We start from the raw sequence: 26,917 nt of genomic DNA on the forward strand, positions 1-26,917 counted from the left end.
TTGGTCAATCACGACATGGAAGACGACGTGATCCGCGGCGCCACCGTGGCCTTTGAGGGCGAGATCACCTTCCCGCCGCCGCCGCCGAAAGTTCAGGCGATTGCGGCCAAGCCCAAGGAGGTGGTGCCGGAGCTGACGCCGGAGGAAAAACGCGCCCAGGAGGTCGAGGCCTTCAAGGCGCAGACCAAAAGCCAGGTCACCCTGCTGGCAGGCGGCGGCGCGCTCTTGCTGCTGGTGGGGCTGTTTGCGCCCGCGAGCTTCATGCAGCATTTCATCGTCTTTGCGCTGGCCTGCTTTGTCGGCTTCCAGGTGATCTGGGGTGTCGCGCACTCGCTGCACACGCCCTTGATGGCGGTGACCAATGCGATCTCCTCGATCATCATCCTGGGCGCCCTGATGCAGATCGGCTCCGGCAGCTGGCTGGTGATCCTGCTGGCGGCGCTTAGCGTCTTCATGGCCGGGATCAACATCTTCGGCGGCTTCCTCGTCACCCGGCGCATGCTCGCCATGTTCCAGAAATCTTAAAGCGAGGCAGGTAAAATGGATTACGGTTTCACCACCGCCGCTTACGTTGTTGCGGCTGTTCTTTTCATCCTGTCCTTGGGCGGTCTGTCGGGTCAGGAAAGCGCCAAACGCGCGGTCTGGTACGGCATTGCCGGCATGGCTCTGGCGGTCTTTGCCACCCTGATCGGCCCCGGCTCCGGCCTGTGGCTGTTGTCGGTCCTGCTGATCGCGGGCGGCGGCCTGATCGGTACTTATGTCGCGAAAAAGGTGCAGATGACCGAGATGCCGCAGCTGGTTGCGGCGATGCACTCGCTGGTCGGCCTGGCGGCAGTGTTTGTGGGCTTCATCGCCCATTTCGAGATCGGCAATGCGGCGGCGGCCCTGGCCGCGGGCAGCACCGGGGATCTGGGCACCTTTGCCAAGCTGATTGCCAAGAAGACCCCGGCCGAGATCGCGTTTCTGCGGGTTGAGCTGTTCCTCGGCATCTTCATCGGCGCGATCACCTTTACCGGCTCGGTCATTGCCTTCGGCAAGCTGGCGGGCAAGGTCACATCCGCCGCAACCAAGCTGCCGGGCGGCCATATGCTGAACGCGGGCGCCGCAGGCCTCTCCTTTCTCAGCCTGATCTGGTATTTCAACTCCGGTGCCTTCCTGCCCTTGCTGCTGATGACCCTGGCGGCGCTGTTTATCGGCTACCACCTGATCATGGGCATCGGCGGCGCCGACATGCCGGTGGTTGTGTCGATGCTGAACAGCTACTCCGGCTGGGCCGCCGCCGCCATCGGCTTCAGCCTTGGCAATGACCTGTTGATCGTGGTCGGCGCGCTGGTGGGCTCTTCGGGTGCGATCCTCAGCTACATCATGTGCAAGGCGATGAACCGCTCCTTTGTCAGCGTGATCCTTGGCGGTTTCGGCGGCGCGGCGGGCCCGGCGATGGAGATCGACGGCGAGCAGATCGCCATCGACGCCGACGGCGTGGCGGCAGCGCTGGAGGAGGCCGACTCTGTGGTGATCATCCCCGGCTACGGCATGGCGGTGGCGCAGGCGCAGCAGAACGTCGCCGAGCTCACCCGCCGCCTGCGCGCCAAAGGCAAGACCGTGCGCTTTGCCATCCACCCGGTGGCGGGCCGTCTGCCGGGCCATATGAACGTGCTGCTGGCCGAGGCCAAGGTGCCCTATGACATCGTGCTGGAGATGGACGAGATCAACGAGGACTTCCCGCAGACGGATGTGGCGATCGTGATCGGCTCCAACGACATCGTGAACCCGGCAGCGCAGGAGGATCCCAACTCGCCCATCGCCGGCATGCCGGTGCTGGAATGCTGGAAGGCGAAACAGGTGTTCGTCTCCAAACGCGGCCAGGGCACCGGCTATTCCGGCATCGAGAACCCGCTGTTCTTCAAGGAAAACACCCGCATGTTCTACGGCGACGCAAAGGCCAGCCTCGACACCCTGCTGAGCATGATCAGCTAAAAGGCCAGGTAACCTGACGGAAGGCGCTCCAATCGGGGCGCCTTTTGTTTGTGGGGCTTCTTTCTGTTGTAAAATACTCCAGGGCAGGCCGCAGGCCGGGGACAGAGCCCCTTAGGACGGCTTTGCATACCATGGCATTCACATAACTTATTGAAATAAAGGCTTTCTTTACATAGTTTTCCGCAGGCAGTATGGTCCGCCGCATTGCCCCGGAGACGCCAATGCCCCTGATCCAGGATCATCCTTTACGCTATCAGCTCACCAATGAGCTGCACGCGCGGCCCTTTCCCGCCATGTCCAGCCCCTGCACGGTGGTTTACCTGGCCGTCAAACAGCCGCAGGAGGCCGAGCATCGCGACAGGCTGCAGGATGTTCAGCATCTGACGGATCTTCTGGACCGCCATGGCGCAGCGCATCCTCAACCGGGTGCGACGCATCACACGGCGCAAATCGGGCGGCACATGATCAAATGGGAGCAGCACACGGAGTTCGTCAGCTACACGGTTTATCGTGACGGTGTCAGCATGCGGGCTTTTGATCCGGCGGAATTTGACGTCTTTCCCTCTGATTGGCTGGCAGAGTCGCCGGGTCAGCGGATTACCTCGGCGCTGATCCGGGTGGTGCCGCGCGCGGCACCGGCGGTGCTGAAGGAAACCATGCTTGACTGGTTTGTGCCGGAGAGCCTGGCAGCCTCGCAAGTGCTGGATGACAGCGCCGTGGTGGCCGGCGATTTCCGGATCGACCCGGCAGGCCATGTGCGTTTTGCCATCTTTCCCAATGCGGACACCGGCAGCCAGCGGGTCGGCCGGGTGGTGCAGAGGCTGTGCGAGATTGAGACCTACCGGGCGATGTCGATGCTGGGGTTTTCCCGCGCCCGCGGCCTGACCCCGACCATCAGTACGCTTGATACGCATCTGAGCGAGATGATGGCCGAGATGACCAGCGGCACCGCGCCTGCGGAACAGACCCTGTCGCAGCTGCTGACAGTGTCGGCCGAGCTGGAGGCGATGGCCGCCCGTTCCGCTTTCCGTTTCAGCGCCACAGGGGCTTATGAGGCCCTGGTCAACCAGCGCGTCAGCCTGTTGCGCGAAGACCGGCACGAGGGCTGTCAGACGTTCGCAGAATTCATGCTGCGCCGGTTTGAGCCGGCCATGCGCACGGTGAAGTCTGCAGAGAAACGGCTGGAGGCGCTGGCGAACCGGGCGCGCCGGGCCGGTGAGCTTCTGAGGACCCGGGTGGATGTGGAGCGGTCTGCGCAGAACCAGGCGCTGCTCGCCAGCATGGACCGCCGTTCCGATATTGCACTGCGCCTGCAGCACACGGTGGAAGGACTGTCGGTGGTGGCGGTCAGCTATTACGCTGTGTCGCTGGTGTCCGACTTCTTTCTGCCGCTGGCGGAGCGGTACGGGCTGAACAAGAAACTGCTGATTGCGGCGGTCACTCTGCCGGTTGTTGGCTTGGTGTGGCTGGGGATTCAGCGGATCCGGAAGAAGCTGCATTAAGCAGGGAATTCATGCCGATACCGCCAAGCGCGATGAACGCCAGCGCCAGCAGGGCGGCCAGGCTCAGGGCCGGGATACCGGCCAGCCCCGCACCCACTGTGCAGCCGCCTGCCAGCACCCCACCGGCCCCCATCAGCACCGCGCCGGACAGATAGCTGCCGGTTTGGCGCGGGCTGTCAAAGCTTTGCCATTTGAAGTTGCCGCCAAGCAGCGAAGCCGTAAGGGCGCCCAGCAGCACGCCGCCAATCAGCCCCGGGCCAAAGCCTGCGGGAATCGAGCTGGAGGCGATCACGAAGAACAATGAATCGGCAGCCGGAGAGGTGAAGGACAGGCTTTCCATCGCAATAGGGTCGAACTCGTCAAAGAGCACAAAGCCGGTGCCCACCCAGGCCAGCGGCACCAACAAGCCGATCAGGGCGCCGCCGCCCAGCGTCAGCACGCGATTTCCAGAACGCAGCGCAACAGCCAGCGCAGCAGCGGCGATCACAGCGCTCCAAACCAGCGGGCCGCCGGGCAGGGCCGCCAGGGATACATTCTCACCCAGCGGCAGCGTCACGGAACCAAGCGCGGTTCGAAGCGGTGCCAGAACACCTTTGAGCGTTGCATGGGCCACAACCGCGAAGACCGCGATCACCAGCAGCGCCCGCAGGTTGCCGCTGCCCGCCAGCACCACCAGCCGCGACGCACAACCGCGGGTGAGGATCATGCCTGCGCCGAACATCAGCCCGCCGGCAGCGATGGCCAGCAGCGGCACATCCTGTGACATCAGCCGGTGACCCGCAAAGCTGATCCAGCCCTGTGCCACCGCGGCTTGCGTGCCAAGGACGGCAACCGCCAGGGCCATGGCCCAGACGCCGGCTGCCTGACGGCGGTCATCGCCAACCAGCGCGCGGCGGAAGCAGAAACGGGTCAGCTGCGCCAGCACACCGAACAGTATACCGGTGCCAAGGGCAAACAGGACGGAAACGTCCCGGGCGGAGGTCTCTTCAAAGCCAAATGTTTCAAACATTGCAGTCACCAGCGGCTAAAGCGGAATTTTTTCCCGAAATGACGGTATTTCACTGGCTAGGCAAGGGGTGGGCGTCTTGGCTCGTGACGCAAAGCAGGGAAGCTTTCCCGCCTATCGCGGCCCGGTTCAAAGCTTTGTTTTCCGGTTCCGCTTGTGGGGAAACAAATTGGCCGCCTGCAGTGCGGCGGCCAATAGTCATGTTTTTATTTGAATGTGTGCGTGCGTTGCGCCTCAGCGGCCGCGGATCCGCGGATCCAGCGCATCGCGCAGCCCGTCGCCGAGGTAATTCACGCTCAGCACCGTCAGCGAGATCGCCATGCCGGGCCAGAACACCCGTTCGGGGTATTGCTGCAGATAGTCGGTAGCATCAAACAGCAGCCGCCCCCAGGTCGGAAAGTCCGGCGGAAAACCAAGGCCGAGGAAGGACAGGGACGACTCGGTGATGATCGCGGTGGCAATCCCTAAGGTGGCCGAGACCATGATCGGCGACAGCACGTTGGGCAGGATATGCCGGGTGATCAAACCCCTGTTGGTGGTGCCGATGGAACGCGCGGCCATCACGAACTCGCGCTCCTTCAGTGCCAGCACATCACCGCGCACGATGCGGGCGGTGGGCATCCAGCTGGTGACCCCGATCGAGGCCACGATCAGGATGAAGATCCCCTGTTCCGGCCCGAATGCGGCGTTCAGCGGTTCGCGGAACAAGAGCATCATCACCAGCAGAAGCGGCAGCAAAGGCAGCGCCAGAAACAGATCGGTGAGGCGCATCAGCGGCCCGTCCAGCCGTTTGAAGAACCCGGCCACGACCCCGATGAAAGAGCCCAGGAACAGTGCCAGCAGCATCGCCGTCAGCCCCACGGAGACCGAGGTCGCGCCGCCGGCCATCATCCGGGCCAGCATATCGCGGCCCAGCTGGTCGGTGCCGAAGGGATGCGCCCAGCTGGGACCCTGGTTGCGGGCACGGATATCGATCTGGGTGGCCTCAAGCTCCCACACAAACGGACCCAGATAGACCGCCAGAATGATGAACAGGAACAGCGCCCCGCCCATCAGCGCGCCGCGGTGCGATTTGAACTGGTCCCACACATCCTGCCACTGGCTGCGCGGCGGGCTGTGCAGCTCCTCCAGCGCTCCGGCGCCGGGCACCGCGGTGGAGGCCGGCGCCATGCCTTCGTCGGGGACAAAGCGTTCCTTGTCAGTCATAGCGGATCCTCGGGTCAAGAATGCCGTACAGAACGTCGGCGATCAGGTTGAACAGCACGATCAGCACCGCAAAGATGAAGGTCAGGGTCTGCACCATCGGCAGGTCGTTGGCCTGAATGGCACCGATCAGCAGCTGGCCGATGCCGTTCACCTTGAACACCTGCTCGGTGATGATGGCGCCGCCGAAGATCGACGGGATCCCCAGTGCAATCACGGTGACCACCGGGATCATCGAATTGCGCAGCACATGCACCATCACCACGACATACTCGCTCAGGCCCTTGGCTCGGGCCGTGCGCACGTAATCCTGGTTCAGGTTGTCCAGCATCGAGGCCCGCATGAAGCGGCTGAGCTGTGCGGTGATCTGCAAGGCCAGCACCATCACGGGCATGATCATCTGCTTCAGCTGGTAGACAAAGGCGTCCCAGCTGTCGACCACATGGGTGGTGTCATAGATCGACGGGAACCAGCCCAGCTGCACCGAGAAGATCACGATCACCAGCACGCCCGAGAAGAACGGCGGCACCGAAAAACCCACCATGGAAACAAAGGTGCCCAACTGGTCGAACCAGCTGTACTGGCGGTAGGCGGAATAGATCCCGATCGGCAGTGCAATCACGATGGCAACGATATAGGCGGTGCCGACAACCCACAGGGTCTGCGGCAGACGCTGGATCACGATGTCCATCACCGGCGAACGGGTCTGCCAGGAGATCACCCGCAGGTCGCCCGCGGAGAAGGAGGTTCCGATGTAGTGGTCGATCAGCACCTGCGGCTCGATCCAGAAGAATTGCACGATCCATTTCCAGAACCGGATATGCATCGGCTGGCCAAGGCCAAGCGCCTCGCGCATTTTCTCTTTGACTTCGGGGGGGACGGTCAGGGGAACCTGCGCCATCGGGTCGCCGGGGGCGAGCTCCAAGAGCAGGAAGATCACGAGGCTGATGAACAGCAGTGTCGGTACTGCCAGGATCAGCCGCCGGATTGTAAAGGTCAGCATCAGGTAGGCGCCTTTGCAGCTTGTATTAAGGTCGGAGCAGGCGAGGGGGGCCTCACATCCATGTCACGCGCAGGCGGTTAAAGGTAACCAATGCTGAGTGGCAAGGGGCCCTGAAGCAACGTCAGGGCCCCCAGGTGAGGCAAGCGCTGCTTACTTGATGCGGTACCAGTCAGCGGCGTTCCACAGCTCGCTGTCCCAGACGTTCAGGTCAACGCCGCCCAGGGTGTTGGAATGTGCCGACAGGCGGCCGCGGTGCACCAGCGGGATCATGCCGCCCTTTTCGACCATGATGTCATTCAGGCGCTTGCCGATCTCGGCGCGGGCCTCCAGTCCTGCAGTCTTGGCCATTTCCGCGTGCAACTGGTCGAACTCCTCGTCGCAGAAGCGCGAGATGTTCTCGCCCTGCCACTGGGAGGCGGGGGCCGGCGCCTTGTCGCAGAGGCCATTGCCCAGGTAGGACTGCGGGTCGGTGCCGTTGAAGGTGTTGGCATACATTTGAACGTCGGCATAGAACTTTTGGAAGGTGTCGGGCGAACCCGGGTCACCGCCGAAGAACACCGAGGCGTTGATGTTGCGCAACTCGGATTCGATGCCGATCTGGCTCCACCAATCCTTGATCAGCGCCTGAAAATCCTGGCGCACGGCGTTGGTCGAGGTCTGGTAGAGGATCTTCATCGGCTTGCCGTCCGGAGTTTCCCGAACGCCGTCGCCATTGGTGTCCTTGTAGCCGGCTTCTTCCAGCATCGCCTTGGCGCCTTCGATGTCCTGGGTGGAGCAGTCAAAGGTGTCCGAGGCAAAGGCTGCTGGCGCAGGTACCCAGTTGCAGCCGACCTTGCCCGCCTTGCCATAGCCGATTTCCACCAGCAGCGGCCGGTCGATGGCCATCGACATCGCCTTGTAGACGGCCGGGTCGTTCAGGAACGGATGGCCGCGCTTCACCGAGCGTTCATCCGGGCCCAGTTCTGGGCTGGGGTCGGTCTGATTCAGCATGATGCGCTCGACCAGCGGGCCGAAGCCGGCCACCGGCTTGCCCTTGCCGGCTGCCTCCATCTGGGCGATCACTTCCGGTGCCAGCTGCAGGTTCCAGGCATAGTCAAACTCGCCGGTTTCCATCACCGCGCGGCCCGCAGCAGTTGCGTCACCGCCGCCTTTGAACAGGACCTTGGCAAAGGCCGGCTTGGCCGGGTCGCGGTAGTTCGGGTTGGCCGAAAGGGTAATCACATCGTTCGGTTTGAACTCATCCACCGCAAACGGGCCGGTGCCGATCGGGTTAAAGTTGGCCTCAGTGCATTCTGGCGCCTTGGCACCCAAACAGTTTTCGAACTGGGCCTTTTGCAGGATCGGGCTTTCGCCGCCGACCAGCGGGCCGTAGGGAAACGGAGTGGGCTCGCTGAATGTGATTTTGATGGTGAGATCGTCCAGAACCTCGACTGACTGCACACCTTCAAAGCGGGTCGCATAGGCGCAGCCGCCTTCGGGGTGCATGCAGTAGTCGGCGGTGAACTTTGCGTCCTCGGCGGTGAAATTCGATCCGTCCGACCATTTGATACCAGGGGTGATCTTCCAGGTGATCGAGGTCAGATCCTCGCTGATCCCTCCGTTTTCGACGGTGGGAATCTCGCTCACCAGCCAGGGCACCAGATTGCCCTTGGTGTCGTAGCGGGCTAGCGGCTCAATCACCAGCGACGCCGACTCGCTGTCTTTGGTGCCGCCGGACAGATACGGATTCAGGATCGACGGCGCCTGCCAGTAGATGATGTTGACCTGGCCATCCGAGCCTCGCTCGGCAAAGGCCGCGGGCGCCAAGGATGCCGTGGCAACGGCACCTATCAATAGGGACTTGAGTTTCATCACACTCTCCTTGTCGGACATGTTTCATGTCATTATTCGTCCGGGCTGGTTCGAACCCGGTAATTTGCCGCATCTCTGCGGATGTGTAGCAAACGCGCCTGCAGGCAGCCCAAAGCGTGAAAAAAGCAATACTTCTTAACATGTTGTCGACCGGGCCGACGCGTGACGGTCTGCAAGCAGCCACTGAAGGTATCGAAAACCACTTCCTGAAAAATTGCAAATTCCAATTTCGAAAACCCTATGCATTATTTGCATGAGCATTTTGGTGCAAAGTGGAGTTTACTCAGGATTAGGGGCTTCGTTTTCCGGCGGGGCCCGAAAGTTTACTGGCAAGGGAGCCGTCATGCTGGACAACACAATTGCGTCAATCAGGAACTTGCGCGTGGAGTTCCAGACCAAGGACGGCACCGTTACTGGCGTGGAAGATGTGTCCTTTGATGTGAGCCCGGGCGAAACTGTTTGTATCGTTGGTGAATCCGGGTCGGGCAAGTCTGTCTCCTCGCTGTCCTTGATGCGGCTGGTGGAGTTCGGCGGCGGCGAGATTGCGGGCGGCGAGCTGCTGTTCAACCGCCGTGAGGGCGGTGAGACCAACCTGGCCACCTCCGAGCAGGAGATGATGAAGCAGATCCGCGGCAATGAGATCGGCATGATCTTTCAGGAGCCGATGACTGCGCTGAACCCGGTGTTCACTGTGGGCCGTCAGCTGACCGAGGGCCTGCGGATCCACAAGAACATGTCCAAAGCTCAGGCCAATGAACGCGCGTTGGAGCTTTTGCGCCAGGTCCGCATTCCCGAACCGGAGCGGCGCCTGCAGCAATATCCGCACGAACTGTCCGGCGGCATGCGCCAGCGGGTGGTGATCGCCATGGCGATGGCCTGCGAGCCGCGCCTGCTGATCGCGGATGAGCCCACCACGGCGCTGGACGTGACCATTCAGGCGGAAATCCTTGCGCTGATGGACCGCCTCAAGCGCGAGACGGGGACGGCGGTGATGTTCATCACCCACGACATGGCGGTGGTGGCGCAGATGGCCGACCGCGTCGTTGTCATGTACCGCGGCAACAAAGTCGAGGAAGGCACCGTCCAGGAGATCTTCGAGACCCCCAAACACGACTATACCAAGGCGCTGCTGGCCGCAGTTCCGAAACTGGGGGAAATGCGCGGCAAGCAATATCCCGAGCCGATGAAGCTTTTGGGTGTCGAAGGCCAGAAGATCGAACCGATCAAGGGCACGGATGAGGTGCTGCTGGATGTGCAGAACCTGACCACCCGCTTCCCGGTCAAGGGCGGCCTGTTGCGCCGCACCATCTCCAATGTCCACGCGGTCGAGGATGTGTCCTTCAAGGTGTTCAAGGGCCAGACCCTGTCGCTGGTGGGCGAATCCGGTTGCGGCAAATCCACCGCCGGCCGCTCGATCCTGCGGCTGGTGGAACCGAATTCGGGCAAAGTGGAATTTGAGGGCCGAGACGTGCTGAGCTTCAGTGCATCGCAAATGCACAAAGCGCGCCAGGACATGCAGATGATCTTTCAGGATCCGTTTGCCTCGCTGAATCCGCAAATGCAGCTGCTGGACCAGGTGGCGGAGCCCTTGCGCAACTATGGGCTCGCCTCCGGCTCCGAGCTGCACGACCGCGTCGCCAGCCTGTTCGACAGGGTCCACCTGCCGCGCAGCTTCATGCGCCGCTACCCGCACGAGATGTCCGGCGGCCAGCGCCAGCGGATTGCCATCGCCCGCGCGCTGGCCCTGAACCCCAAGCTGATCGTCGCGGACGAGGCGGTCTCGGCGCTTGACGTGTCGGTGCAGGCGCAGGTGCTGAACCTGATGATGGAGCTGCAGGCGGAACTGGGCCTGTCGTTCCTTTTCATCAGTCATGACATGGCGGTGGTGGAGCGCGTCTCGCATCAGGTCGGGGTGATGTATCTGGGCCGGATTGTTGAACTTGGCCCGCGCGAACGGGTGTTCGAGAACCCGCTGCACGCCTATACTCAGGCCTTGATGAAGGCGGTGCCGATCGCCGACCCGCGCCAGCGTAAGTCGGAGAAGGAACTGAACTTCAAGCCGATCCCCTCGCCGATCCATGAAGTCGGCTACCAGCCGGAGCCGTCGGAGTATCTGGAGTTGGAGCCCGGCCATTTCGTTCTGACCACAAACAGCGGATATTGAAACATGGCTGCCAAATTGACGCCTTTGGAAATCATGCACAGGTTGGTTTCCTTCCCGACCGTGAGCCGGGACACCAACCTGCCACTGGTGGACTGGGTGCAGGACTACCTGTCCTCGCAGGGCATCGAAAGCCACCGCTGGGTAGACCCGCAGCAGCCGCATAAGGCCGCCGTCTTTGCCCATGCCGGGCCTTGGGACGAGGGCGCCGTGGTGCTGTCGGGGCATACCGATGTGGTGCCGGTGGACGGCCAGCCCTGGGACAGCGACCCCTTCACCGTGGTCGAGAAAGACGGCAAATACTTCGGCCGCGGCACCTGCGACATGAAGGGCTACGATGCGCTGGCCATCTGGGCCTTGGTCGAGGCGCACAGCCTGGGCGTCAACCGCCCGCTGCAACTGGCGCTGAGTTTTGACGAGGAGATCGGCTGCACCGGCGCCCCGCCGATGATTGCTGCGATGCAGCCTGTGCTGCCCAAGGGCTCGGCGGTGATTGTCGGGGAACCCTCGATGATGAAGGCAGTGACCGGTCACAAGGGCGGCACCGGCTATGCCACCCATATGGTGGGGTTCGAAGTGCATTCCTCGCTCATGCACACCGGCGTCAGCGCCATCATGCAGGGCGCCCGGCTGATCGACTGGGCCAACCAGAAGAACGCCGAGAACATGGCCGGGGAGCCGGGCGAGGTACAGGCGATGTTCACCCCGCCCTGGACCACCTGCCACGTCGGCATGATCGAGGGCGGCACCGCCCATAACATCACCGCCAAGGACTGCCGCTTCATGATGGATTTCCGGGTGGTGCCTGGGGAGACCGCCGCCGATTGGGAAGCGGCCTATTTGCAGAAGGTCCGCGAGGTGGAAGCTGAAATGCAGGCGATCCACCCGGAGGCGCGCATTGATGTGTCCAAGCAGTTCGATGTTCCCGGGCTGGTGCCGGAACAGGACGGTGCGGCGGAGTCTCTGGTTCGGCTTCTGACAGGTGACAACGGCTCCCATGTGGTCAGCTATGGCACCGAGGCGGGGCAGTTCCAGCAAGCGGGGTATTCCGCAGTGATCTGCGGCCCTGGCGACATTGCCCAGGCGCATCAGCCGAACGAATATATCACTGTCGCGCAATTCAACGCTGGCCATGAGTTCATGCGCGGTCTGGTGGAAAAGCTGCGGGAGGAACTCCCGGGACCTTGAAACCGGGCTGTTTGTGCTCAGATTGATGCCAGAGATGTCCGGGGCGGTGCACAGAGGGTGCACAGGGGGTGCACGCCCGGTGCATGCGCTCTGACAGGTTCCGCGGCGTCCCGGCAGCTCCGGATACTTGCGAAGCTAAGTTTTTTCGCGGACAGTCTGCCGTGACGGAAACTGAAACAAAAAGGGGAGGGGACAATGCCGGCCAAGAACCGCTTTGCCGAGATGCACCAGGAGATCACGGCCTGGCGCCACCATCTGCACGAAAACCCCGAACTGATGTACGAGGTGCATGAAACCGCCGCCTTTGTAGTGGAGCGGCTCAAGGAATTCGGCATCACCGATATCACCACCGGCGTCGGCCAGACCGGCGTGGTGGCGGTGATCGAGGGCAAGACCAACACCTCCGGCCGCGCCATCGGGTTGCGCGCAGACATGGACGCGCTGCCGATCCCCGAGGTCTCGGGGGTGGACTATGCCTCCAAGACGCCCGGGGTGATGCATGCTTGCGGCCATGACGGCCATACCTCGATCCTGCTGGGGGCCGCCAAGTACCTTGCGGAGACACGCAATTTCGACGGCAAAGCGGTGCTGATCTTCCAGCCCGCCGAAGAGGGCGGCGCCGGCGGCAAGGCGATGTGCGACGACGGTCTGATGGACCGATGGGGCATTCAGGAGGTCTATGGCCTGCACAATATGCCGGGCCTGCCGGTGGGCGAATTCGCCATCCGTCCCGGTGCATTGATGGCCTCGTCGGATGAGTTCAATATCACCGTCACCGGCAAGGGCGGCCACGCCGCCGCTCCGCATGACGCCATCGACACCACGCTGGTGGCCTCGCAGATCGTGGTTTCGCTGCACTCAATCGTGTCGCGCAACGTGGACCCGGTGAAACGGGTGGTGCTGACCGTCGGCACCTTTGAGACCGACAGCACGGCATCGAATGTGATCGCCCACACCGCCAAGCTGCAGGGTACTGTGCGTACGCTGGACCCGGAGTACCGGACCCAGGCCGAGGACTGGGTGCGCCGGGTTGCTGAAAGCACGGCGGCGGCCTTTGGCGCCACCGCAGAGGTTGAATGGGTTCCTGGCTATCCTGTTACAATCAATGATGAAAACGGCACCACCCACGCGATTGAGGCGGGGCAGGCAGTCTCTGCCAAAGTGAACGCCGAGACTCCGCCCATCATGCCGTCCGAGGATTTCTCCTACATGCTGGAGCAGCGCCCCGGCGCCTATATCTTTCTCGGCAACGGCGACACCGAAATGTGCCACCACCCGGCTTATGTCTTTGACGACGATGCGATCCCGCTGGGTTGCAGCTGGTTTGCCGAGTTGGTGGAACGAAGAATGCCCGCGGCCTGAGGCGGCGGGAAAGACAACCATAGGAGTGAAAGATGCCGGTCAAGAACCGCTTTGCCGAATTGCAAAATGAAATCACCGCCTGGCGCCGGGATATCCACGAAAACCCGGAAATCCTGTTTGAAACCCACCGCACCAGCGCGCTGGTCGCTGAAAAACTGCAGGAATTCGGCTGCGACGAGGTGGTGACCGGCATTGGCCGCACCGGTGTGGTTGGTGTCATCAAGGGCAAGGCGGACAGCTCCGGCAAGGTCATTGGCCTGCGCGCCGACATGGACGCGCTGCCGATCCACGAACAGACCGGGCTGGACTATGCGTCCAAGACCCCCGGCGCGATGCATGCCTGCGGCCATGACGGCCACACTGCGATGCTTCTGGGCGCGGCGAAATACCTGTCGGAGACCCGCAATTTCGACGGCACCGTGGTGGTTATCTTCCAGCCCGCAGAGGAAGGCGGCGGCGGCGCCAAGGTGATGTGCGATGATGGTCTGATGGACCGCTGGGGCGTGCAGGAGGTCTATGGCCTGCACAATTGGCCGGGCCAGCCGCTGGGCTCGTTCGCGATCCGCCCGGGATCGTTTTTTGCCGCCACCGACCAGTTCGACATTACTTTCGAGGGCCGCGGCGGCCATGCTGCCAAGCCGCATGAGACCGTCGACACCACCGTCCTGGCCGCGCAGGCGGTGCTGGCGCTGCAGACCATCGCATCGCGCAATGCCGACCCGGTGCATCAGATCGTGGTCTCGGTGACCTCGTTTGAGACCTCTTCGAAGGCGTTCAACGTGATCCCGCAGAAGGTGCAGATCAAGGGCACCGTGCGCACCATGTCCAAGGAGATGCGCGACCTGGCGGAGAAGCGGATAAACGAAGTTTGCACCGGTATCGCAGCGACTTTCGGCGGCACCGCCGATGTCACCTATCACCGCGGCTATCCGGTGATGGTGAACCACGAGGAGCAGACCGAGTTTGCAGCCAAGGTGGCGGCCAGTGTTTCCGGCGGCTGCGAGGACGCGCCGTTGGTCATGGGCGGCGAGGATTTCGCCTTCATGCTGGAGGAACGCCCCGGCGCCTATATCCTGATGGGCAACGGCGACACTGCGATGGTGCATCACCCGGAATACAACTTCAATGACGACGCGATTCCGGCGGGCTGCAGCTGGTGGGCGGAAATTGTCGAACAGCGGATGCCTGCGGCTTAACTGAAACAACGGGAGGGGGCTGTCTGCCCCCTCTTGAGCTTTCAGCTCAATTCACCCTCGAGAGTATTTGTGACCAGAAAGAAACGCGGGAGGGCTGCCTTAATGTTCCAGCAATTCGCGGTAGATGGCGACCAGTGCGTCGGCCTCTTTCTTCAATGCGAAATTGGTTATGGCGTGCTTGCGTGCCGCCGCTGACCATTGTTCCAGCCGCCCTTCGGCGGACAGGATCCCGTTGATCGCCTCGACCATCTGCCCGGTCTCGCCGGGATCGATCAGCAGGCCTGTCTCACCCGGTGCAATAAGCTCTTCAAAGGCGCCAACGCGGGTGGCGACAGCCGGCACGCCGCAGGCCATCGCCTCCAGCGGGGTGAGGCCGAAGCCCTCCCAGCGCTGCGGCGCCACGTAGAGATCCAGCGCCTGATACCAACGGGAAACCTCCCACACCGGCACCTCGGGCGGGAACAGCAGCCGGTCTGACAGGCCCGCGGCATCCACCTTGGCGCGCAGTTCCTTTTCAAAGGCCGCATGTTTTTCGGTGGCGCGGCCCATAACCAGGCCCACCGCCTCGGGGTGCGCCTTCAGCACCTGCAGCATGGCGTCGACAAAAACGTCGGTGCCCTTCTGCGCCCGGATCCGGCCATAGCAGCCGATCAGGACGGCGTCCTCCGGCAGGCCCAGTTCACGGCGCAGTGCGGCTTTGTCCGCGGGCGGACAGAACTCTTCGGTATTGATCCCGTGGTGCACCACCTGAACCGGTTTATCCAAGTAAGCCGCCCCCTTGGCTGAGGTGGCGATCACCCGGTCCATCTGCGAGATCAGCCATTTGGTATAGCCGGAATGATGCCGCTGGGAGGCAGAGGTGAACAGCAGTTTCAGCCGCTTGCCCAATAGGTATTTCAAGGCCAGCCCGCCCAGCATCTCCACGTTGCGCCGGGCGTGCCAGACACGGGCGCCGGCCGGGCCGTTGCGGTTCATGAAGATGAGCTGGCCTGCCGACAGATGCGGCATCTCCGCCGGCAGGCCGGCGCCTGCGGTGGCAATGGCGATCTGCCGGCGCTGCAAAGGCACCAGCCGCACGATCGTCGAGGTCACCCCGGACAGGCGGCGCTTGAAATTCGGGGCGATGACTTCGATTGTGTTGGCGTCAATCTGTGCCATCATGGCCTCCTGGCAGGCAGAAGCGCCAGCAGGGCGTCCACCGTCTTGTCCAATTGATCCGACTGGCGGGAGATGAACTGCCCTGCGGCATCGCGTGCGGCCTGGAATGTTTCCGGCTGCTCCAGCCACTGGGCGACCTGTTCCGCCAGGTCCGCAGCGGATCGCACCTCAGCGGCCGCACCCGCTGCGGTCAGCTCGGCATAGGTTTCGGCGAAATTGTAGTGGCCCGTGCCAGTGATCACCGCAGCGCCAGCCTGGATCGGTTCAAACGGATTGTGGCCGCCGATTTCGCGCAAGGAACCACCCAGAAACACCAGGGGGCTGAGCGCATACCATGTGCCAACTTCGCCGAGCGTGTCGGCCAGATAGACCTGCGTCGCGGTCCCGGGCATCACCCCCTTGCTGCGGCGCGCGCAACTGAGGTCCGCGTCTTTCACCAGGGTTTCTACCGTGCCGCCGCGCTCCGGGTGGCGGGGGGCCAGCAGCAGGCACAGGTCCGGATGCTGTTTCAACAGCAGCTTATGCGCCTGCAGCACGATCTCTTCCTCGCCCTCATGGGTGGAGGAGGCTACCCATACCGGGCGAGCGCCGATGTTGCCACGCACTTTGCCAAGGCTGTTCGGATCAACCGGCAGAGGGGCGGAGGCAGCCTTGAGGTTGCTGCCGGGGCGGATGCGGTCCGCAGCCGCGCCCATCGCCTGCAGGTTGGCGGCAGTTTTCTGGTTCTGGGTCACCAGCAGGTCGAATTGGTCCAGGATGTAGCGCGCCGTTTCGGGGCGTTTCGTCCAGCTTTCAACCGAGCGGTCCGACAGCCGCGCATTCAACAGCACCAGCGGGCAGCCGCCCGTACGCGCCCGCACCAGCATCTGCGGCCACAACTCGCTTTCGACAAATACCCCCAGATCGGGGCGCCAGTGCGCCAGGAACCGCTCTACTGAGGCCGCGGTGTCCAGCGGCGGAAACTGGTGGCGGCAGCGCGGCGGCATCCGCTTGGCGATCAATTCCGCCGAAGTCGGGGTGCCGGAAGTGATCAGAAACTCCGCCCCCGGCACCTGTTCGCCGATGCGTTTAATGAGAGTGAGTACAGACAGGCTCTCGCCGACCGAGGCGGCATGGAACCAGATCAGCCGTCCGGCGGGGCGGGGCAGGGACGCTTGGCCCAGACGCTCGCGCACGCGCTCTTCGGGCAGGCCGTAGTCGCGCAGCTTGGCCGCGACCTTGCGCCAGGCAAAGGGCGCGATCAACGCGCTGGCGCCGCAATAAAGCGAGTAAAGCAGCGTCGGCCGCGCAGGCGTGTCACTGGACATGTTCAGCCGCCGGTGTGGCTCATATGGCGGGATATCTGGCCGCCGGCCTCCTGCCGGGAATAATCAAAATCATGACCGCGGGGCTTATCGCCGATGGCGGCACGGATCGCAGTTTCAAGGATGCCGGTGCCTTCTTCATTGGCGCGCAGGGGGCTGCGCAGGTCAGCTTTGCCCTCTTGGCCGAGGCAGGTGTAGATCTCACCAGTGCAGGTCACGCGCACCCGGTTGCAGCTTTCGCAGAAGTTATGGGAAAGCGGCGTGATGAAGCCGATTTTCTGGCCGGTTTCCTCCAGCCGCACATAGCGGGCCGGGCCGCCGGTGCGTTCGGCCAGATCGGTGACAGAATAGTGGTTTTCGTACTCCGCGCGCACGTCTTTCAGCGACCAGTACTGACCGATGCGCTCCATGGCGCCGATGTCCTCCCCCATCGGCATGACTTCGATCCAGGTGAGGTCCAACCCGCGCTCAGCGCACCAGCGGGTGATGGCGGGCAGTTCTTCTTCGTTGAACCCCTTCAGCGCCACGGCGTTGATCTTTACCTTGAGGCCGGCCTTTTGGGCAGCATCAATACCCTTCAGCACCTGCGGCAAACGGCCCCAGCGGGTGACATCGGCAAATTTCTGTTCGTCCAGCGTGTCGAGCGAGATATTCACCCGGCGCACCCCCGCGGCATAGAGGTCATCGGCGTATTTCACCAGCTGCGAGCCATTGGTGGTCAGCGTCAGCTCCTTCAGAGCGCCGGTGTCCAGATGGCGGCTCATCGCGTCGAAAAACGTCATGATGCCACGGCGCACCAGCGGCTCGCCGCCGGTGATGCGCAGTTTTTCCACGCCGAGCCGGATGAAGGTGGAGCACAGCCGGTCCAGCTCCTCCAGCGTCAGCAAATCCTTTTTGGGCAGAAAGGTCATGTTTTCCGACATGCAATAGACGCAACGGAAGTCGCAGCGGTCGGTGACCGAGACACGCAGGTAAGTGATTGCGCGGGCGAAGGGATCGATAAGCGGAGCTGTCATGCTTCCTAGGTAAAGCGGGGCAGCGCCCGCGGCAAGGGGGGACGGCATTTGTGTCTGGCAAAGAGTTTCGCTGAAAGCTAGGCTCGCCCCATGCGTATGACAGTCATTTCCCTTGCTTCGATTTCCCTGCTGGCGGCCTGCGACGGTATCCAGCTCAATTCCTCCATTCTTGGCGGCCAGGGGGCGCCGGCAACGTCAGAGCCGCTGGACCCGGTGCTGCAGCCGGCCCCCGGCGTCGAGGCGGTTGAGGCGGACCCCGGCTTGCCCGCCGCGCCGTCATTCCGCGGATCCGCTACCACGGTGGCGTCGCTGGGCGACCCGTCGCTGCCGGGGCTGTGGATGGAAACACCGCTGGTGGCTGCTGAACAGCAGGCGCTGGTGCGCACCAGCCGCAATACCCAGGTGGTGCTGACGCTGAAACCGGCATCTGGCGCGGCGACCGGCGGCAGCCGCCTGTCGATCGGCGCCATGCGCGCCTTGAACCTGCCGCTGACCGAGCTGGCCGAAGTGCAGGTGCTGCCCGCCGGCTGAAGTTTGTTTTGAACGGGGAAGCGCCGCCCTGTTGCTGCGGGGCGGGCCTAATCGTCTTTCAGGTATTTCGCCGCTTCCTTGCGGGCAAAGGGTTTCATGGCTGCGCCATGTTCCACCAGAAAAACGCGGGTGCGCTCGGCGTCATGCTTGCTGAGATCGCGCAGCCACCAGCCGATGGCCTTTTGGATGAACCAGTTCCGGTCCGGCACATATGAGGCCGCCCAGCCCAGGATGCGTTCACGGCGCTGCTGATCCGCGGGCTTCAGGTTGTTCATCTTGGCCCAGGGCAGGGTGGCCACAAGTGCTGCGCGGCGGGACCACATGTGGTCCGACCGGGTCCAGGCTTCCACAGTGTCCAGCCGGTCCGGTGCAGCTTGCAGGCGCTTTGAAATGGCAGAGCAGGCGTGATCGGCAATGGCCCAGCTGTCAAACCCGGGCACCCATGCCTGCAGCAGCTCCCAAACGGGCGCGTCCTCTTTGATCCGCGCCTGGGTCAGCAGTTTGGCGGCGGCGATGCGGGCTTCGAAGATATCCGACTCCCACAGTGCGCCTGCCAGGTTGACCCGTTCTTCGAGCGAGAGTACCTGCCGCCAGGTCCTGGTCAGGTCATTGGCGGCCGGGTTGGGCACGCCCAGAACTGCGCGGGTTTGCTTGTGATAGGCGGTCATCTGCTCGGCGCGGCCGGGTTCTGCCTGCGCTTTCAAGCTGGCAAGAGCGTCATCCAGCGTCATCAGTATCTCCGAAAATGTTGGTCGGCTGCCCGTCGATCGTGGTCAGGTTGCGCTCCGCCCAGAATGCGTGCAGCCCGTCCCGGCCCAGCGGTTCGGTCACCCTGTCCAATGTGTCCCGTTCACCGGCGTAATCGAGGAATGGCACCGCGTAGCCGCAGGACGTCTGAATCATTTCCACGCTCATGTCGTAGATCTGACGCGGGCCCGGATTGGCAGGGAACAGCGCATTGAGGTCCGCAAATTCCGGGTCGCGGGGATGCAGGGTGCGGGCCGAGCCATAGGCCCGCAAGATAAGCGGCCGCGTCGCGAAGCTGCACCACATCAGCGTCATCCGGTTCATCTGGCGCAGATGCCCCGCAGTTTCGTTGCCGCTGCCGGTGAGATTGCGCCAAACAATCCGGTTCGGATCCATAACCCGCAGGCTGTCCATGCCCTTGGGGGAGATGTTCACCCGGCCTTCCGCCGCTGCGGTCCCGGCAAAGAAGACATGCTGAGCAGCGATGAAACGCGCGTGATCCTCATTGATCCGGTTAAACTGCTTGGCCACCGGCTGCTACTCCACGGTAACGGATTTCGCCAGATTGCGCGGCTGGTCCACATCAGTGCCCTTGGCCACGGCGGTGTGATAGGCCAGCAGCTGCGCCGGGATCGCATAAAGGATCGGGGTCAGCGCCTCCTTCACCCGGGGCATCCGGATCGCGCACCAGACGTCGTCTCCGGCCTCGTCAATGCCGTTCTGATCGGAGATCATCAGCACCTTGCCCTTGCGCGCCAGCACCTCCTGCATATTGGAGACAGATTTGTCGAACAGCGCGTCCTTGGGCGTCAGCACCACCACCGGCATGTTCTTGTCGATCAATGCGATGGGGCCGTGCTTCAGCTCGCCGCTCGCATAGGCTTCGGCGTGGATATAGCTGATTTCCTTCAGCTTCAGCGCGCCCTCCAAGGCCAGCGGGAACATCAGGCCGCGGCCCAGGAACAGGACGTCGCGGGCCTCGCTCACCTTCTGTGCCGCCAAACGGATTGCGTCGTTCTGCTCCAGCGCGGAGGACAGCACGTTTGGCAGGCCGCGGATGGCTGTGGCATACTCTGTCATTTCCTCGGCACTCAGATGGCCGCGGTCGCAGGCGGCTTTCAGCGCCAGCGCCAGCAGAACTGTCAGCTGGCAGGTAAAGGCCTTGGTGGACGCCACGCCGATTTCCGGCCCGGCAAAGATCGGCAGCGCCAGATCGCTTTCGCGTGCGATGGAGCTTTCGGAGACATTGACCACCGACAGGATCTTGTCCGCCTTTTCCTGACAATAGCGCAGGGCGGCCAGGGTGTCGGCGGTTTCGCCTGATTGCGAGACAAACAGCGCCAGCGTCTTGCCGGGGATCGGCGGTTCGCGGTAGCGGAATTCGGAGGCGATATCGACCTCGACCGGCAGCCGGGCGATCTGCTCAAACCAGTATTTGGCAGTGACACAGGCGTAATAGGCGGTGCCGCAGGCGACCATGGTCAGCCGCTCGACACCGGAGAAGTCCACACCTTCGCCCGGCAGGCGCACAGCGTCTTCCTCGACCGGCAGGTAATGGCGGATCGCCTCGGCGATCACATGCGGCTGCTCGGCGATTTCCTTGGCCATGAAATGCTTGTGGCCGCCTTTGTCGACCTGAGCGGCATCGATCTGGATGGTCTTGGTTTCGCGGTTCACCAGTTCGCCGCGGGCATTGCGGATTTCGGCGCCTGCGCGGGTGACAACAGCGCGGTCGCCTTCCTCCAGATAGGTGATCCGGTCTGTCAGCGGCGCCAGGGCGATGGCATCCGAGCCCACGAACATTTCACCGTCGCCATGGCCGATTGCCAGCGGCGAACCCTTGCGGGCGGCGATGATCAGGTCTTCTTCGCCGTCAAAAAGGAACGCCAGGGCAAAGGCGCCTTGCAGCTGATCGAGCGTCTTAAAGGCGGCATCGGCAGGGGAGAGACCTTCCTGCAGATAGCGTTCGGCCATCAGGGCGACGGTTTCGGTGTCGGTCTCGGTGCGGAACTCCAACCCGCAGTCCAGCAGCTCGGCGCGCAGGTCCTTGTAATTCTCGATAATGCCGTTGTGGACCACGGCCACAGCGCCCGCACGGTGCGGGTGCGCATTGCCGACCGAGGGCGCGCCATGGGTGGCCCAGCGGGTGTGGCCGATGCCGGACTTGCCGGCCAGCGGCTCATGCACCAGCAGGTCGGAAAGGTTCACCAGCTTGCCCACCGCGCGGCGGCGGCGCAGCTCTCCGTTGTTGACGGTGGCGATTCCAGCACTGTCATAGCCGCGGTATTCCAGCCGCTTCAGCGCCTCGACCAAAATCGGGGCAGCCTCGTGATTTCCCAGAACGCCGACAATTCCGCACATCACTTGGCTCCCTTTTGAAGACGGGCCTTTTTGGCGCGCAGCATATCCATCAGCTTGCGCGCGCGCCCTGGTTTGTTGGTCTGTTCGGCGCGGGCTATGGCCAGATCGCCGTCTTCGACATTTTTAGTGATCACCGCGCCTGTAGCGGTCATTGCCTCGTTTCCGACCCGGACCGGTGCCACCAGCATGGTGTTCGATCCGATAAAGGCACGGGCGCCGATCTCGGTACGGTGCTTCATCACCCCGTCATAGTTGCAGGTAATCGTGCCTGCGCCAATGTTTGATGCCGCGCCAACAAAGGCATCGCCGATATAGCTGAGGTGATTGACCTTGGCGCCTTCTGCGATTTCCGCGTTCTTGATCTCGACGAAATTGCCGATGTGGGTGTCCTCCGCCAGTTCTGCCCCCGGACGCAGCCGGGCATATGGGCCGACCTTGGCGCCGCGGCTGACGTGGCAGCCCTCCAGATGCGAGAAGGCGCGGATCAGGGCGCCGCTTTCCACCGTCACGCCGGGGCCGAAGACCACATTGGGTTCAATCACCGTGTCGCGGCCAATGATGGTGTCAAAGGCCAGGTAGACAGTTTCCGGCGCCACCAGGGTGACACCTAGGTCCAGAAGCTCTGCCCGGGCACGCGCTTGAAACAGCGCATCCGCCTGTGCCAGTTCGGCGCGGGAGTTGACGCCCAGCGTTTCGGCTTCATCGCAGGATACTGCCGTAACCTTCAAATCTTCGCGCCGCGCCAATTCCACCAGGTCAGTCAGGTAATACTCGCCCGAGGCGTTTTCATTGCCGACCTTGGCAATCAGGTCGAACATCATCCCGGCGTCGCAGGCCATCAGCCCGGAATTGCAGAAGCGAATGGCGCGCTCCGCTTCGCTCGCGTCCTTGAACTCGACGATCCGCTCCAGGCTGTCGCCCTCCATTACCAGGCGGCCATAGCGGCCGGGATCGGCGGCCTCGAACCCCAGCACTACCAGATCGGCGCGCTGGCGGGCCTCGATCATGCGTTCCAGTGTGGCCGCGCTGACAAAAGGCGTGTCGCCATACAGCACCACCGCATCGCCGGAAAAGCCTTCCAGCGCGGCGCGGGCCTGATCCACGGCGTGGGCGGTGCCCAGCTGCGCTTCCTGCAGCACCACTTCGGCCGTTTCGTCGAAGCCGGCGACGGCTGCGCACACTGCCTCTGCCCCGTGGCCTGCCACGATAATGCTGCGCTCCGGCTCCAGCGCGCGGCCCGCGGCCATGGCGTGCTGCAGCATCGGTGCTTGTGCGATCGGGTGCAGGACTTTCGGAAGGTCAGAGTTCATCCGGGTGCCTTTTCCGGCCGCCAGGATGACAAGGGCAATGCTCATAATCGCTTTTCTCTTTGTCTTTTTATCGCTTCCGTTTTATCCGCTGGGGGGCGGGGCGCAAGGGACAGCGCCATCAAACAAGATTGCGGCCTGCAACATGCGGCGGCGGAAAGATGCCGAAAGGGCGGAACATGCGGACAGTCATCTTCGATCTCGACGGCACGCTGGCCGATACCTCGGGCGACCTGCTGGCGGCGGCCAATGCCTGTTTCCGGCAAATGGGGCTGGGCGACGTGCTGACCCATCCGCAGGATGCCGGCATCGCCCTGCGCGGCGGCCGGATGATGCTGGGCTATGGTCTCCGGCGGACGAACCAGTTTAACGAAGCCACCGTGGATGAGTTCTATCCGCTGCTGCTGGAGGCCTACCGGGGTGCCATCGACCATCACACAGCCCTTTATCCCGGCGCGATGGCGGCGGTTGAGGCGTTGAAGGCCGCAGGTTTCGGCGTCGGGATCTGCACCAACAAACCCGAGGCGCTGGCGGATCAGCTGCTGCGCAGCCTTGGGGTGCGCGATGCCTTTGCGTCACTGGTGGGGGCCGACACGCTGCCGGTGCGCAAGCCTGACCCGGAACCGCTGTTTGAGGCGGCGCGCAGGGCGGGGGGCGATCCGGCCCGCACCTTGCTTGTGGGTGACAGTGATACGGACCGCAATACCTCGGCCAACGCGGGTGTGCCGTCGGTTCTGGTGACCTTCGGTCCGGCGGGCGGCGACATGCAGGCGCTGCGGCCGGAGGCGCTGCTGGACTGCTACGAAGACCTGCCGGAGATTGCGGAGCGGCTGATTGCGTGATCCCGCAACTTAGTTTCGGGAAATCCGGCCAAACTGCTCCCCTCTTGACCCTTGCCGGGCGGCGGCTCACAAACGCCGCATGAGCGAGATATTTTCCGGGTCTTTCACCCAGCAAGAATCCATCCCCGAAGACGCCATCGAGGCTGCGCTGTCGGTGCTGCGCGGCGGGCGTCTCCACCGCTATAATGTGGCGGAAGGGGAGGCCGGTGAAACCGCACTGCTGGAGCAGGAGTTCGCGGCGCAGATGGGCGCGAAATACTGCCTGGCCGTTGCCTCGGGCGGCTATGCTTTGGCGACCTCTCTGCGTGCGGTCGGGGTGAAACCCGGCGATAAGGTTCTGACCAATGCCTTCACGCTGGCGCCGGTGCCGGGCTCGATTGCCTCGGTCGGGGCTGAGCCGGTGTTTGTCGAAGTCACCGAAGACCTGACCATCGACCTCGATGACCTGGCGGCCAAGGCGGAGCAGGCCAAGGTGCTGATGCTGTCGCACATGCGCGGGCATCTGTGCGACATGGACCGGCTGATGGAGATCTGCAACGCGGCCGGCATCACCGTGATAGAGGATTGTGCCCACACGATGGGCGCCTCCTGGAACGGCGTGCTGTCGGGCCGCCACGGCGCTGTCGGCTGCTACTCCTGCCAGACTTACAAGCACGTGAACGCGGGCGAGGGCGGTCTGTTGATCACCGATGACGCGGAGATCGCCGCGCGTGCCATCTTGCTGTCCGGCTCCTACATGCTCTATGGCCGCCATTTGGCCGCACCGGGGCCGGAGGTGTTCGAGCAGGTGAAATACGAAACACCCAACATCTCGGGCCGCATGGACAACCTGCGCGCCGCCATCCTGCGGCCGCAGCTGCGCGATCTGGACACCCAGGTGGACCGCTGGAACGCGCGCTACCGTGAAGTGGAGAACGGCCTGTACGGCACGCCGGGCTTGACCGTGGTGGAGCGTCCCGCAAAGGAGGTCTATGTCGGCTCCTCGTTCCAGTTCCTGTTGCTGGATTGGGCTGAGGACGCCGTGCAGGAGGCGGTCCGCCGCTGTGCTGCCCGCGGGGTGGAGCTGAAATGGTTCGGCACGCCGGAGCCGGTGGCCTTCACCTCCCGCTATGACAGCTGGCGTTATGCGGAGACGCCGCGTCTTGCGCAAAGCGACCGGGTGCTGGCAGGTATCATCGACATGCGGGTGCCGCTGACGTTCAGTGTGGAGGATTGCGCTCAGATCGCCCGCATCATCCGTGCGGAGGTATCTGCGGTCTATCAGTCCGCCTGATAAAGCGGCACCGTCGAGATCGAAACCTTGGCGGAGCCATCGGTCAGCTCTGCCGCGTGGGCAGCATAGATCAGGGTCTGATTGGCCTCATCGAAAATCCGCTTCACCCGCAGCGATTTCAGAATGATGGAGCGGGACGCCCGGAACACATCCTCGCCATCGCGGCCGCGGTCGATGTCACCTACTGTGATCGGCCCGGTCTGGCGGCAGGCGATTGAAGCATTGGACGGATCCTCGAACCAGTTTCCCTTTGACAGCCTGTCCAGCAAGCCGCGCTCGAAATAGGCGATGTGGCAGGTCACGCCGCTGACCTTGGGGTCGGCGATGGCCTCGATGATGATGTCATTTCCCACCCAATCGACGCCGATCTCCCCGACTTCCTCAGCTGCGGCGGGAAGGCTTAGCAGGCAGATCAGGGCTGCCGCTGTCCGGTTCAATCGCTTCATCGGTCTGTATCCTCGCAATCTGCTGTGTGCCGGTTTGTCCCGTTACTGCTAACCCAACGCGCAAAAATGGCAAAACGATCCGGGGAACCTTTTTCTGAAAGCGCACGTTGTCTGTCCGCGATGGCGCCAGAACGGGCCTTGACCGCTTCCGCTCTGGCCCTTCTGGCCGCCCCGGTGTGGGCCGGCGCCCATGTGCAGGCTGTGACCGACCCTGAACCTTCGCGCAGGCCCGGGGCCGCAGCACGAGATCTTTGGCGTGATCTCTGCCGATGGCTCGGTTGAACTTGAGGGCTGCCTTGAGGAAAGCAACTGGTGCAAGGTGAGGTGGTGACAGGTGTCATGATCCCGGAGCAGCTCCAGCTGACCGAAGTTCCGGACTCCGCTTATTGGTACGTCTATCTCAACGGCCTGCCTGTTCTGGTTGAGGCGGACAGCCGCACTGTGATCCATGTGATCCGCTGGCCCGGTTGTCCGGTTTGTTGCAGGCGGCCATTCTGGGGCCGCCCGTTGCCGTTTGCACCGCCTCGCAGGAACACGATTGACCCGAATCGGGGGCTCGTTTAATGAATTGAACAAGTGTTCATATAATCGGCTCTAACCGGGAGGTCCCGCGGGATGTTCAACGCAAGCATGACTTTTGATCTTGGTGAGGATGTGAACGCACTGCGCGACGCGGTTCACCGCTGGGCGCAGGACCGCGTCAAGCCGTTGGCGCAGGAAATCGATCAGAACAACGAGTTCCCTGCGGAGCTTTGGAAAGAAATGGGCGAGCTTGGCCTTCTGGGGATCACCGTGCCGGAGGAGTTCGGCGGCGCCGGCATGTCTTATCTGGCCCACACGGTCGCGGTTGAGGAAGTCGCCCGTGCCAGTGCATCTGTGTCGCTGTCCTATGGCGCGCATTCCAACCTTTGCGTCAACCAGATCAAGCTGAACGGCAACGCTGAACAGAAGGCCAAGTATCTGCCGCGGCTGATCTCGGGCGAGCATGTTGGTGCGCTGGCAATGTCCGAGGCTGGCGCAGGATCCGACGTTGTCTCGATGTCTTTGCGCGCCGAAAAGCGCAATGACCACTACCGGCTGAACGGCAACAAATACTGGATCACAAATGGCCCCGATGCCGACACCCTGGTGGTCTATGCCAAGACCGATCCGGAAGCGGGTTCCAAAGGCATGACCGCCTTCCTGATCGAAAAAGAGATGAAAGGTTTTTCCGCCTCCAAGCACTTCGACAAACTGGGCATGCGCGGCTCCAATACGGCTGAACTGGTGTTCGAGGATGTGGAAGTCCCGTTTGAAAACATCCTGGGCGAAGAGGGCAAGGGCGTGCGCGTGCTGATGTCCGGCCTGGACTATGAGCGCGTGGTGCTGGCGGGCATCGGCACCGGTATCATGGCCTCCTGCATGGACGAGATGATGCCCTATATGAAAGAGCGCAAGCAGTTCGGCCAGCCGATCGGAAACTTCCAGCTGATGCAGGCCAAGA

The 26,917-nt window shown here is 62.9% G+C and carries 25 protein-coding genes; 13 read left to right on the forward strand and 12 right to left on the reverse strand.

Annotation, left to right across the window (positions count from 1 at the left end):
• The 3 genes from VOI29_RS07000 to VOI29_RS07010 form a co-directional block, all read left to right on the forward strand.
• Positions 1–525: proton-translocating transhydrogenase family protein (locus VOI29_RS07000; RefSeq protein WP_323777107.1), on the forward strand; the 525-nt coding region annotated here is incomplete at its 5' end.
• 15 nt (positions 526–540) lie between these two features.
• Complete coding sequence (locus VOI29_RS07005) at positions 541–1,977, forward strand: NAD(P)(+) transhydrogenase (Re/Si-specific) subunit beta (protein ID WP_323777109.1); 1,437 nt, start codon at positions 541–543, stop codon at positions 1,975–1,977.
• A gap of 221 nt (positions 1,978–2,198) precedes the next feature.
• Entirely contained in the window at positions 2,199–3,479 is a 1,281-nt protein-coding gene (locus tag VOI29_RS07010) for a DUF3422 domain-containing protein (protein WP_323777111.1), read from the forward strand.
• On the opposite strand, the gene VOI29_RS07015 is transcribed toward VOI29_RS07010, so the two are convergent.
• From VOI29_RS07015 to VOI29_RS07030, 4 genes are all read right to left on the reverse strand, one after another.
• On the reverse strand, positions 3,415–4,488 hold the full coding sequence (locus VOI29_RS07015) for a YeeE/YedE family protein (RefSeq protein ID WP_323777113.1): 1,074 nt from the start codon (positions 4,486–4,488) through the stop codon (positions 3,415–3,417). The two genes, VOI29_RS07010 and VOI29_RS07015, sit on opposite strands and share 65 nt — an antisense overlap.
• 231 nt (positions 4,489–4,719) lie before the next feature.
• The gene (locus VOI29_RS07020; RefSeq protein ID WP_323777115.1) at positions 4,720–5,691 is read right to left on the reverse strand and encodes an ABC transporter permease; all 972 of its coding nucleotides are present in this window, start codon (positions 5,689–5,691) and stop codon (positions 4,720–4,722) included.
• On the reverse strand, positions 5,684–6,691 hold the full coding sequence (locus tag VOI29_RS07025) for an ABC transporter permease (RefSeq protein ID WP_024090693.1): 1,008 nt from the start codon (positions 6,689–6,691) through the stop codon (positions 5,684–5,686). Before VOI29_RS07025 ends, VOI29_RS07020 begins: the two co-directional genes overlap by 8 nt.
• A gap of 150 nt (positions 6,692–6,841) precedes the next feature.
• The gene (locus tag VOI29_RS07030) at positions 6,842–8,542 is read right to left on the reverse strand and encodes a peptide ABC transporter substrate-binding protein (RefSeq protein ID WP_323777117.1); all 1,701 of its coding nucleotides are present in this window, start codon (positions 8,540–8,542) and stop codon (positions 6,842–6,844) included.
• A gap of 343 nt (positions 8,543–8,885) precedes the next feature.
• Here VOI29_RS07030 and VOI29_RS07035 point away from each other — a divergent pair, with 343 nt between their 5' ends.
• From VOI29_RS07035 to VOI29_RS07050, 4 genes are all read left to right on the forward strand, one after another.
• Positions 8,886–10,706, forward strand: a complete 1,821-nt coding sequence (locus VOI29_RS07035; RefSeq protein WP_323777119.1) for an ABC transporter ATP-binding protein — start codon at positions 8,886–8,888, stop codon at positions 10,704–10,706.
• A 3-nt stretch (positions 10,707–10,709) separates the two neighbouring features.
• A complete protein-coding gene (gene argE / locus VOI29_RS07040; RefSeq protein WP_323777121.1) occupies positions 10,710–11,891 on the forward strand; it encodes an acetylornithine deacetylase in 1,182 nt (393 codons plus the stop codon).
• Positions 11,892–12,086: 195 nt separating this feature from the next.
• Positions 12,087–13,253, forward strand: a complete 1,167-nt coding sequence (locus tag VOI29_RS07045; protein WP_323777123.1) for a M20 aminoacylase family protein — start codon at positions 12,087–12,089, stop codon at positions 13,251–13,253.
• 32 nt (positions 13,254–13,285) lie between these two features.
• Complete coding sequence (locus VOI29_RS07050) at positions 13,286–14,449, forward strand: M20 aminoacylase family protein (RefSeq protein WP_323777125.1); 1,164 nt, start codon at positions 13,286–13,288, stop codon at positions 14,447–14,449.
• A gap of 99 nt (positions 14,450–14,548) precedes the next feature.
• Here the strand turns inward: VOI29_RS07050 and VOI29_RS07055 are convergent, their stop codons facing one another.
• Genes VOI29_RS07055 through moaA form a run of 3 tightly spaced genes read right to left on the reverse strand, consistent with a single transcriptional unit; the run spans position 14,549 to position 17,927 of the window.
• The gene (locus tag VOI29_RS07055; protein WP_323777127.1) at positions 14,549–15,607 is read right to left on the reverse strand and encodes a glycosyltransferase family 4 protein; all 1,059 of its coding nucleotides are present in this window, start codon (positions 15,605–15,607) and stop codon (positions 14,549–14,551) included.
• Positions 15,607–16,914: a 3-deoxy-D-manno-octulosonic acid transferase gene (locus VOI29_RS07060; RefSeq protein ID WP_323777128.1), complete on the reverse strand. Its 1,308-nt coding sequence runs from the start codon at positions 16,912–16,914 to the stop codon at positions 15,607–15,609. The genes VOI29_RS07055 and VOI29_RS07060 overlap by 1 nt, the downstream gene beginning before the upstream one ends.
• 2 nt (positions 16,915–16,916) lie before the next feature.
• Positions 16,917–17,927: a GTP 3',8-cyclase MoaA gene (gene moaA / locus VOI29_RS07065; RefSeq protein ID WP_323777130.1), complete on the reverse strand. Its 1,011-nt coding sequence runs from the start codon at positions 17,925–17,927 to the stop codon at positions 16,917–16,919.
• Positions 17,928–18,017: 90 nt separating this feature from the next.
• Between moaA and VOI29_RS07070 the strand changes: the two genes are divergently transcribed.
• On the forward strand, positions 18,018–18,458 hold the full coding sequence (locus VOI29_RS07070) for a hypothetical protein (RefSeq protein ID WP_323777132.1): 441 nt from the start codon (positions 18,018–18,020) through the stop codon (positions 18,456–18,458).
• Positions 18,459–18,505: 47 nt separating this feature from the next.
• On the opposite strand, the gene VOI29_RS07075 is transcribed toward VOI29_RS07070, so the two are convergent.
• Genes VOI29_RS07075 through glmU form a run of 4 tightly spaced genes read right to left on the reverse strand, consistent with a single transcriptional unit; the run spans position 18,506 to position 22,921 of the window.
• On the reverse strand, positions 18,506–19,189 hold the full coding sequence (locus tag VOI29_RS07075; RefSeq protein WP_323777134.1) for a DNA alkylation repair protein: 684 nt from the start codon (positions 19,187–19,189) through the stop codon (positions 18,506–18,508).
• Positions 19,176–19,736, reverse strand: a complete 561-nt coding sequence (locus VOI29_RS07080) for a pyridoxamine 5'-phosphate oxidase family protein (protein WP_323777136.1) — start codon at positions 19,734–19,736, stop codon at positions 19,176–19,178. The genes VOI29_RS07075 and VOI29_RS07080 overlap by 14 nt, the downstream gene beginning before the upstream one ends.
• 6 nt (positions 19,737–19,742) lie before the next feature.
• On the reverse strand, positions 19,743–21,566 hold the full coding sequence (glmS, locus tag VOI29_RS07085; protein WP_323777138.1) for a glutamine--fructose-6-phosphate transaminase (isomerizing): 1,824 nt from the start codon (positions 21,564–21,566) through the stop codon (positions 19,743–19,745).
• Positions 21,566–22,921 (reverse strand): bifunctional UDP-N-acetylglucosamine diphosphorylase/glucosamine-1-phosphate N-acetyltransferase GlmU, encoded by a 1,356-nt coding sequence (gene glmU, locus VOI29_RS07090; RefSeq protein WP_323777140.1) that lies wholly within the window; start codon positions 22,919–22,921, stop codon positions 21,566–21,568. The genes glmS and glmU overlap by 1 nt, the downstream gene beginning before the upstream one ends.
• 131 nt (positions 22,922–23,052) lie before the next feature.
• Here glmU and VOI29_RS07095 point away from each other — a divergent pair, with 131 nt between their 5' ends.
• Together VOI29_RS07095 and VOI29_RS07100 are read left to right on the forward strand one after the other, a co-directional pair.
• A complete protein-coding gene (locus VOI29_RS07095) occupies positions 23,053–23,715 on the forward strand; it encodes an HAD-IA family hydrolase (RefSeq protein WP_323777142.1) in 663 nt (220 codons plus the stop codon).
• A 79-nt stretch (positions 23,716–23,794) separates the two neighbouring features.
• Complete coding sequence (locus tag VOI29_RS07100; RefSeq protein WP_323777143.1) at positions 23,795–24,988, forward strand: DegT/DnrJ/EryC1/StrS family aminotransferase; 1,194 nt, start codon at positions 23,795–23,797, stop codon at positions 24,986–24,988.
• Here the strand turns inward: VOI29_RS07100 and VOI29_RS07105 are convergent.
• Positions 24,976–25,434, reverse strand: a complete 459-nt coding sequence (locus VOI29_RS07105) for a CreA family protein (RefSeq protein ID WP_323777145.1) — start codon at positions 25,432–25,434, stop codon at positions 24,976–24,978. The two genes, VOI29_RS07100 and VOI29_RS07105, sit on opposite strands and share 13 nt — an antisense overlap.
• Before the next feature lie 256 nt (positions 25,435–25,690).
• Here VOI29_RS07105 and VOI29_RS24595 point away from each other — a divergent pair, with 256 nt between their 5' ends.
• The 3 genes from VOI29_RS24595 to VOI29_RS07115 form a co-directional block, all read left to right on the forward strand.
• Positions 25,691–25,765, forward strand: coding sequence for a hypothetical protein (locus tag VOI29_RS24595; protein ID WP_416361492.1), 75 nt, complete (start codon positions 25,691–25,693; stop codon positions 25,763–25,765).
• Positions 25,759–25,998 carry a DUF1236 domain-containing protein gene (locus VOI29_RS07110; RefSeq protein ID WP_323777149.1) on the forward strand — a complete coding sequence of 80 codons (240 nt, stop codon included), beginning with the start codon at positions 25,759–25,761 and terminating at the stop codon, positions 25,996–25,998. The genes VOI29_RS24595 and VOI29_RS07110 overlap by 7 nt, the downstream gene beginning before the upstream one ends.
• Before the next feature lie 51 nt (positions 25,999–26,049).
• The coding region (locus VOI29_RS07115) for an acyl-CoA dehydrogenase family protein (protein ID WP_323777147.1) at positions 26,050–26,917 on the forward strand (868 nt) is incomplete at its 3' end.

The organism is Leisingera sp. (assembly GCF_034669605.1).
In the GTDB taxonomy this organism is placed as follows: domain Bacteria; phylum Pseudomonadota; class Alphaproteobacteria; order Rhodobacterales; family Rhodobacteraceae; genus Leisingera.

Excerpts from the sequence above, each read along its gene's own strand:
- VOI29_RS07045 (WP_323777123.1), top strand. The coding sequence starts at position 12,087 with ATGCCGGCCAAGAACCGCTTTGCCGAGATGCACCAGGAGATCACGGCC.
- VOI29_RS07070 (WP_323777132.1), top strand. The coding sequence starts at position 18,018 with ATGCGTATGACAGTCATTTCCCTTGCTTCGATTTCCCTGCTGGCGGCC.
- VOI29_RS07020 (WP_323777115.1), bottom strand. The coding sequence starts at position 5,691 with ATGACTGACAAGGAACGCTTTGTCCCCGACGAAGGCATGGCGCCGGCC.
- argE (WP_323777121.1), top strand. The coding sequence starts at position 10,710 with ATGGCTGCCAAATTGACGCCTTTGGAAATCATGCACAGGTTGGTTTCC.
- VOI29_RS07010 (WP_323777111.1), top strand. The coding sequence starts at position 2,199 with ATGCCCCTGATCCAGGATCATCCTTTACGCTATCAGCTCACCAATGAG.
- VOI29_RS07015 (WP_323777113.1), bottom strand. The coding sequence starts at position 4,488 with ATGTTTGAAACATTTGGCTTTGAAGAGACCTCCGCCCGGGACGTTTCC.
- VOI29_RS07075 (WP_323777134.1), bottom strand. The coding sequence starts at position 19,189 with ATGACGCTGGATGACGCTCTTGCCAGCTTGAAAGCGCAGGCAGAACCC.
- VOI29_RS07025 (WP_024090693.1), bottom strand. The coding sequence starts at position 6,691 with ATGCTGACCTTTACAATCCGGCGGCTGATCCTGGCAGTACCGACACTG.
- VOI29_RS07105 (WP_323777145.1), bottom strand. The coding sequence starts at position 25,434 with ATGAAGCGATTGAACCGGACAGCGGCAGCCCTGATCTGCCTGCTAAGC.
- glmS (WP_323777138.1), bottom strand. The coding sequence starts at position 21,566 with ATGTGCGGAATTGTCGGCGTTCTGGGAAATCACGAGGCTGCCCCGATT.
- VOI29_RS07095 (WP_323777142.1), top strand. The coding sequence starts at position 23,053 with ATGCGGACAGTCATCTTCGATCTCGACGGCACGCTGGCCGATACCTCG.
- VOI29_RS07100 (WP_323777143.1), top strand. The coding sequence starts at position 23,795 with ATGAGCGAGATATTTTCCGGGTCTTTCACCCAGCAAGAATCCATCCCC.
- glmU (WP_323777140.1), bottom strand. The coding sequence starts at position 22,921 with ATGAGCATTGCCCTTGTCATCCTGGCGGCCGGAAAAGGCACCCGGATG.
- VOI29_RS07055 (WP_323777127.1), bottom strand. The coding sequence starts at position 15,607 with ATGGCACAGATTGACGCCAACACAATCGAAGTCATCGCCCCGAATTTC.
- VOI29_RS07060 (WP_323777128.1), bottom strand. The coding sequence starts at position 16,914 with ATGTCCAGTGACACGCCTGCGCGGCCGACGCTGCTTTACTCGCTTTAT.
- VOI29_RS07050 (WP_323777125.1), top strand. The coding sequence starts at position 13,286 with ATGCCGGTCAAGAACCGCTTTGCCGAATTGCAAAATGAAATCACCGCC.
- moaA (WP_323777130.1), bottom strand. The coding sequence starts at position 17,927 with ATGACAGCTCCGCTTATCGATCCCTTCGCCCGCGCAATCACTTACCTG.
- VOI29_RS07030 (WP_323777117.1), bottom strand. The coding sequence starts at position 8,542 with ATGAAACTCAAGTCCCTATTGATAGGTGCCGTTGCCACGGCATCCTTG.
- VOI29_RS07035 (WP_323777119.1), top strand. The coding sequence starts at position 8,886 with ATGCTGGACAACACAATTGCGTCAATCAGGAACTTGCGCGTGGAGTTC.
- VOI29_RS07005 (WP_323777109.1), top strand. The coding sequence starts at position 541 with ATGGATTACGGTTTCACCACCGCCGCTTACGTTGTTGCGGCTGTTCTT.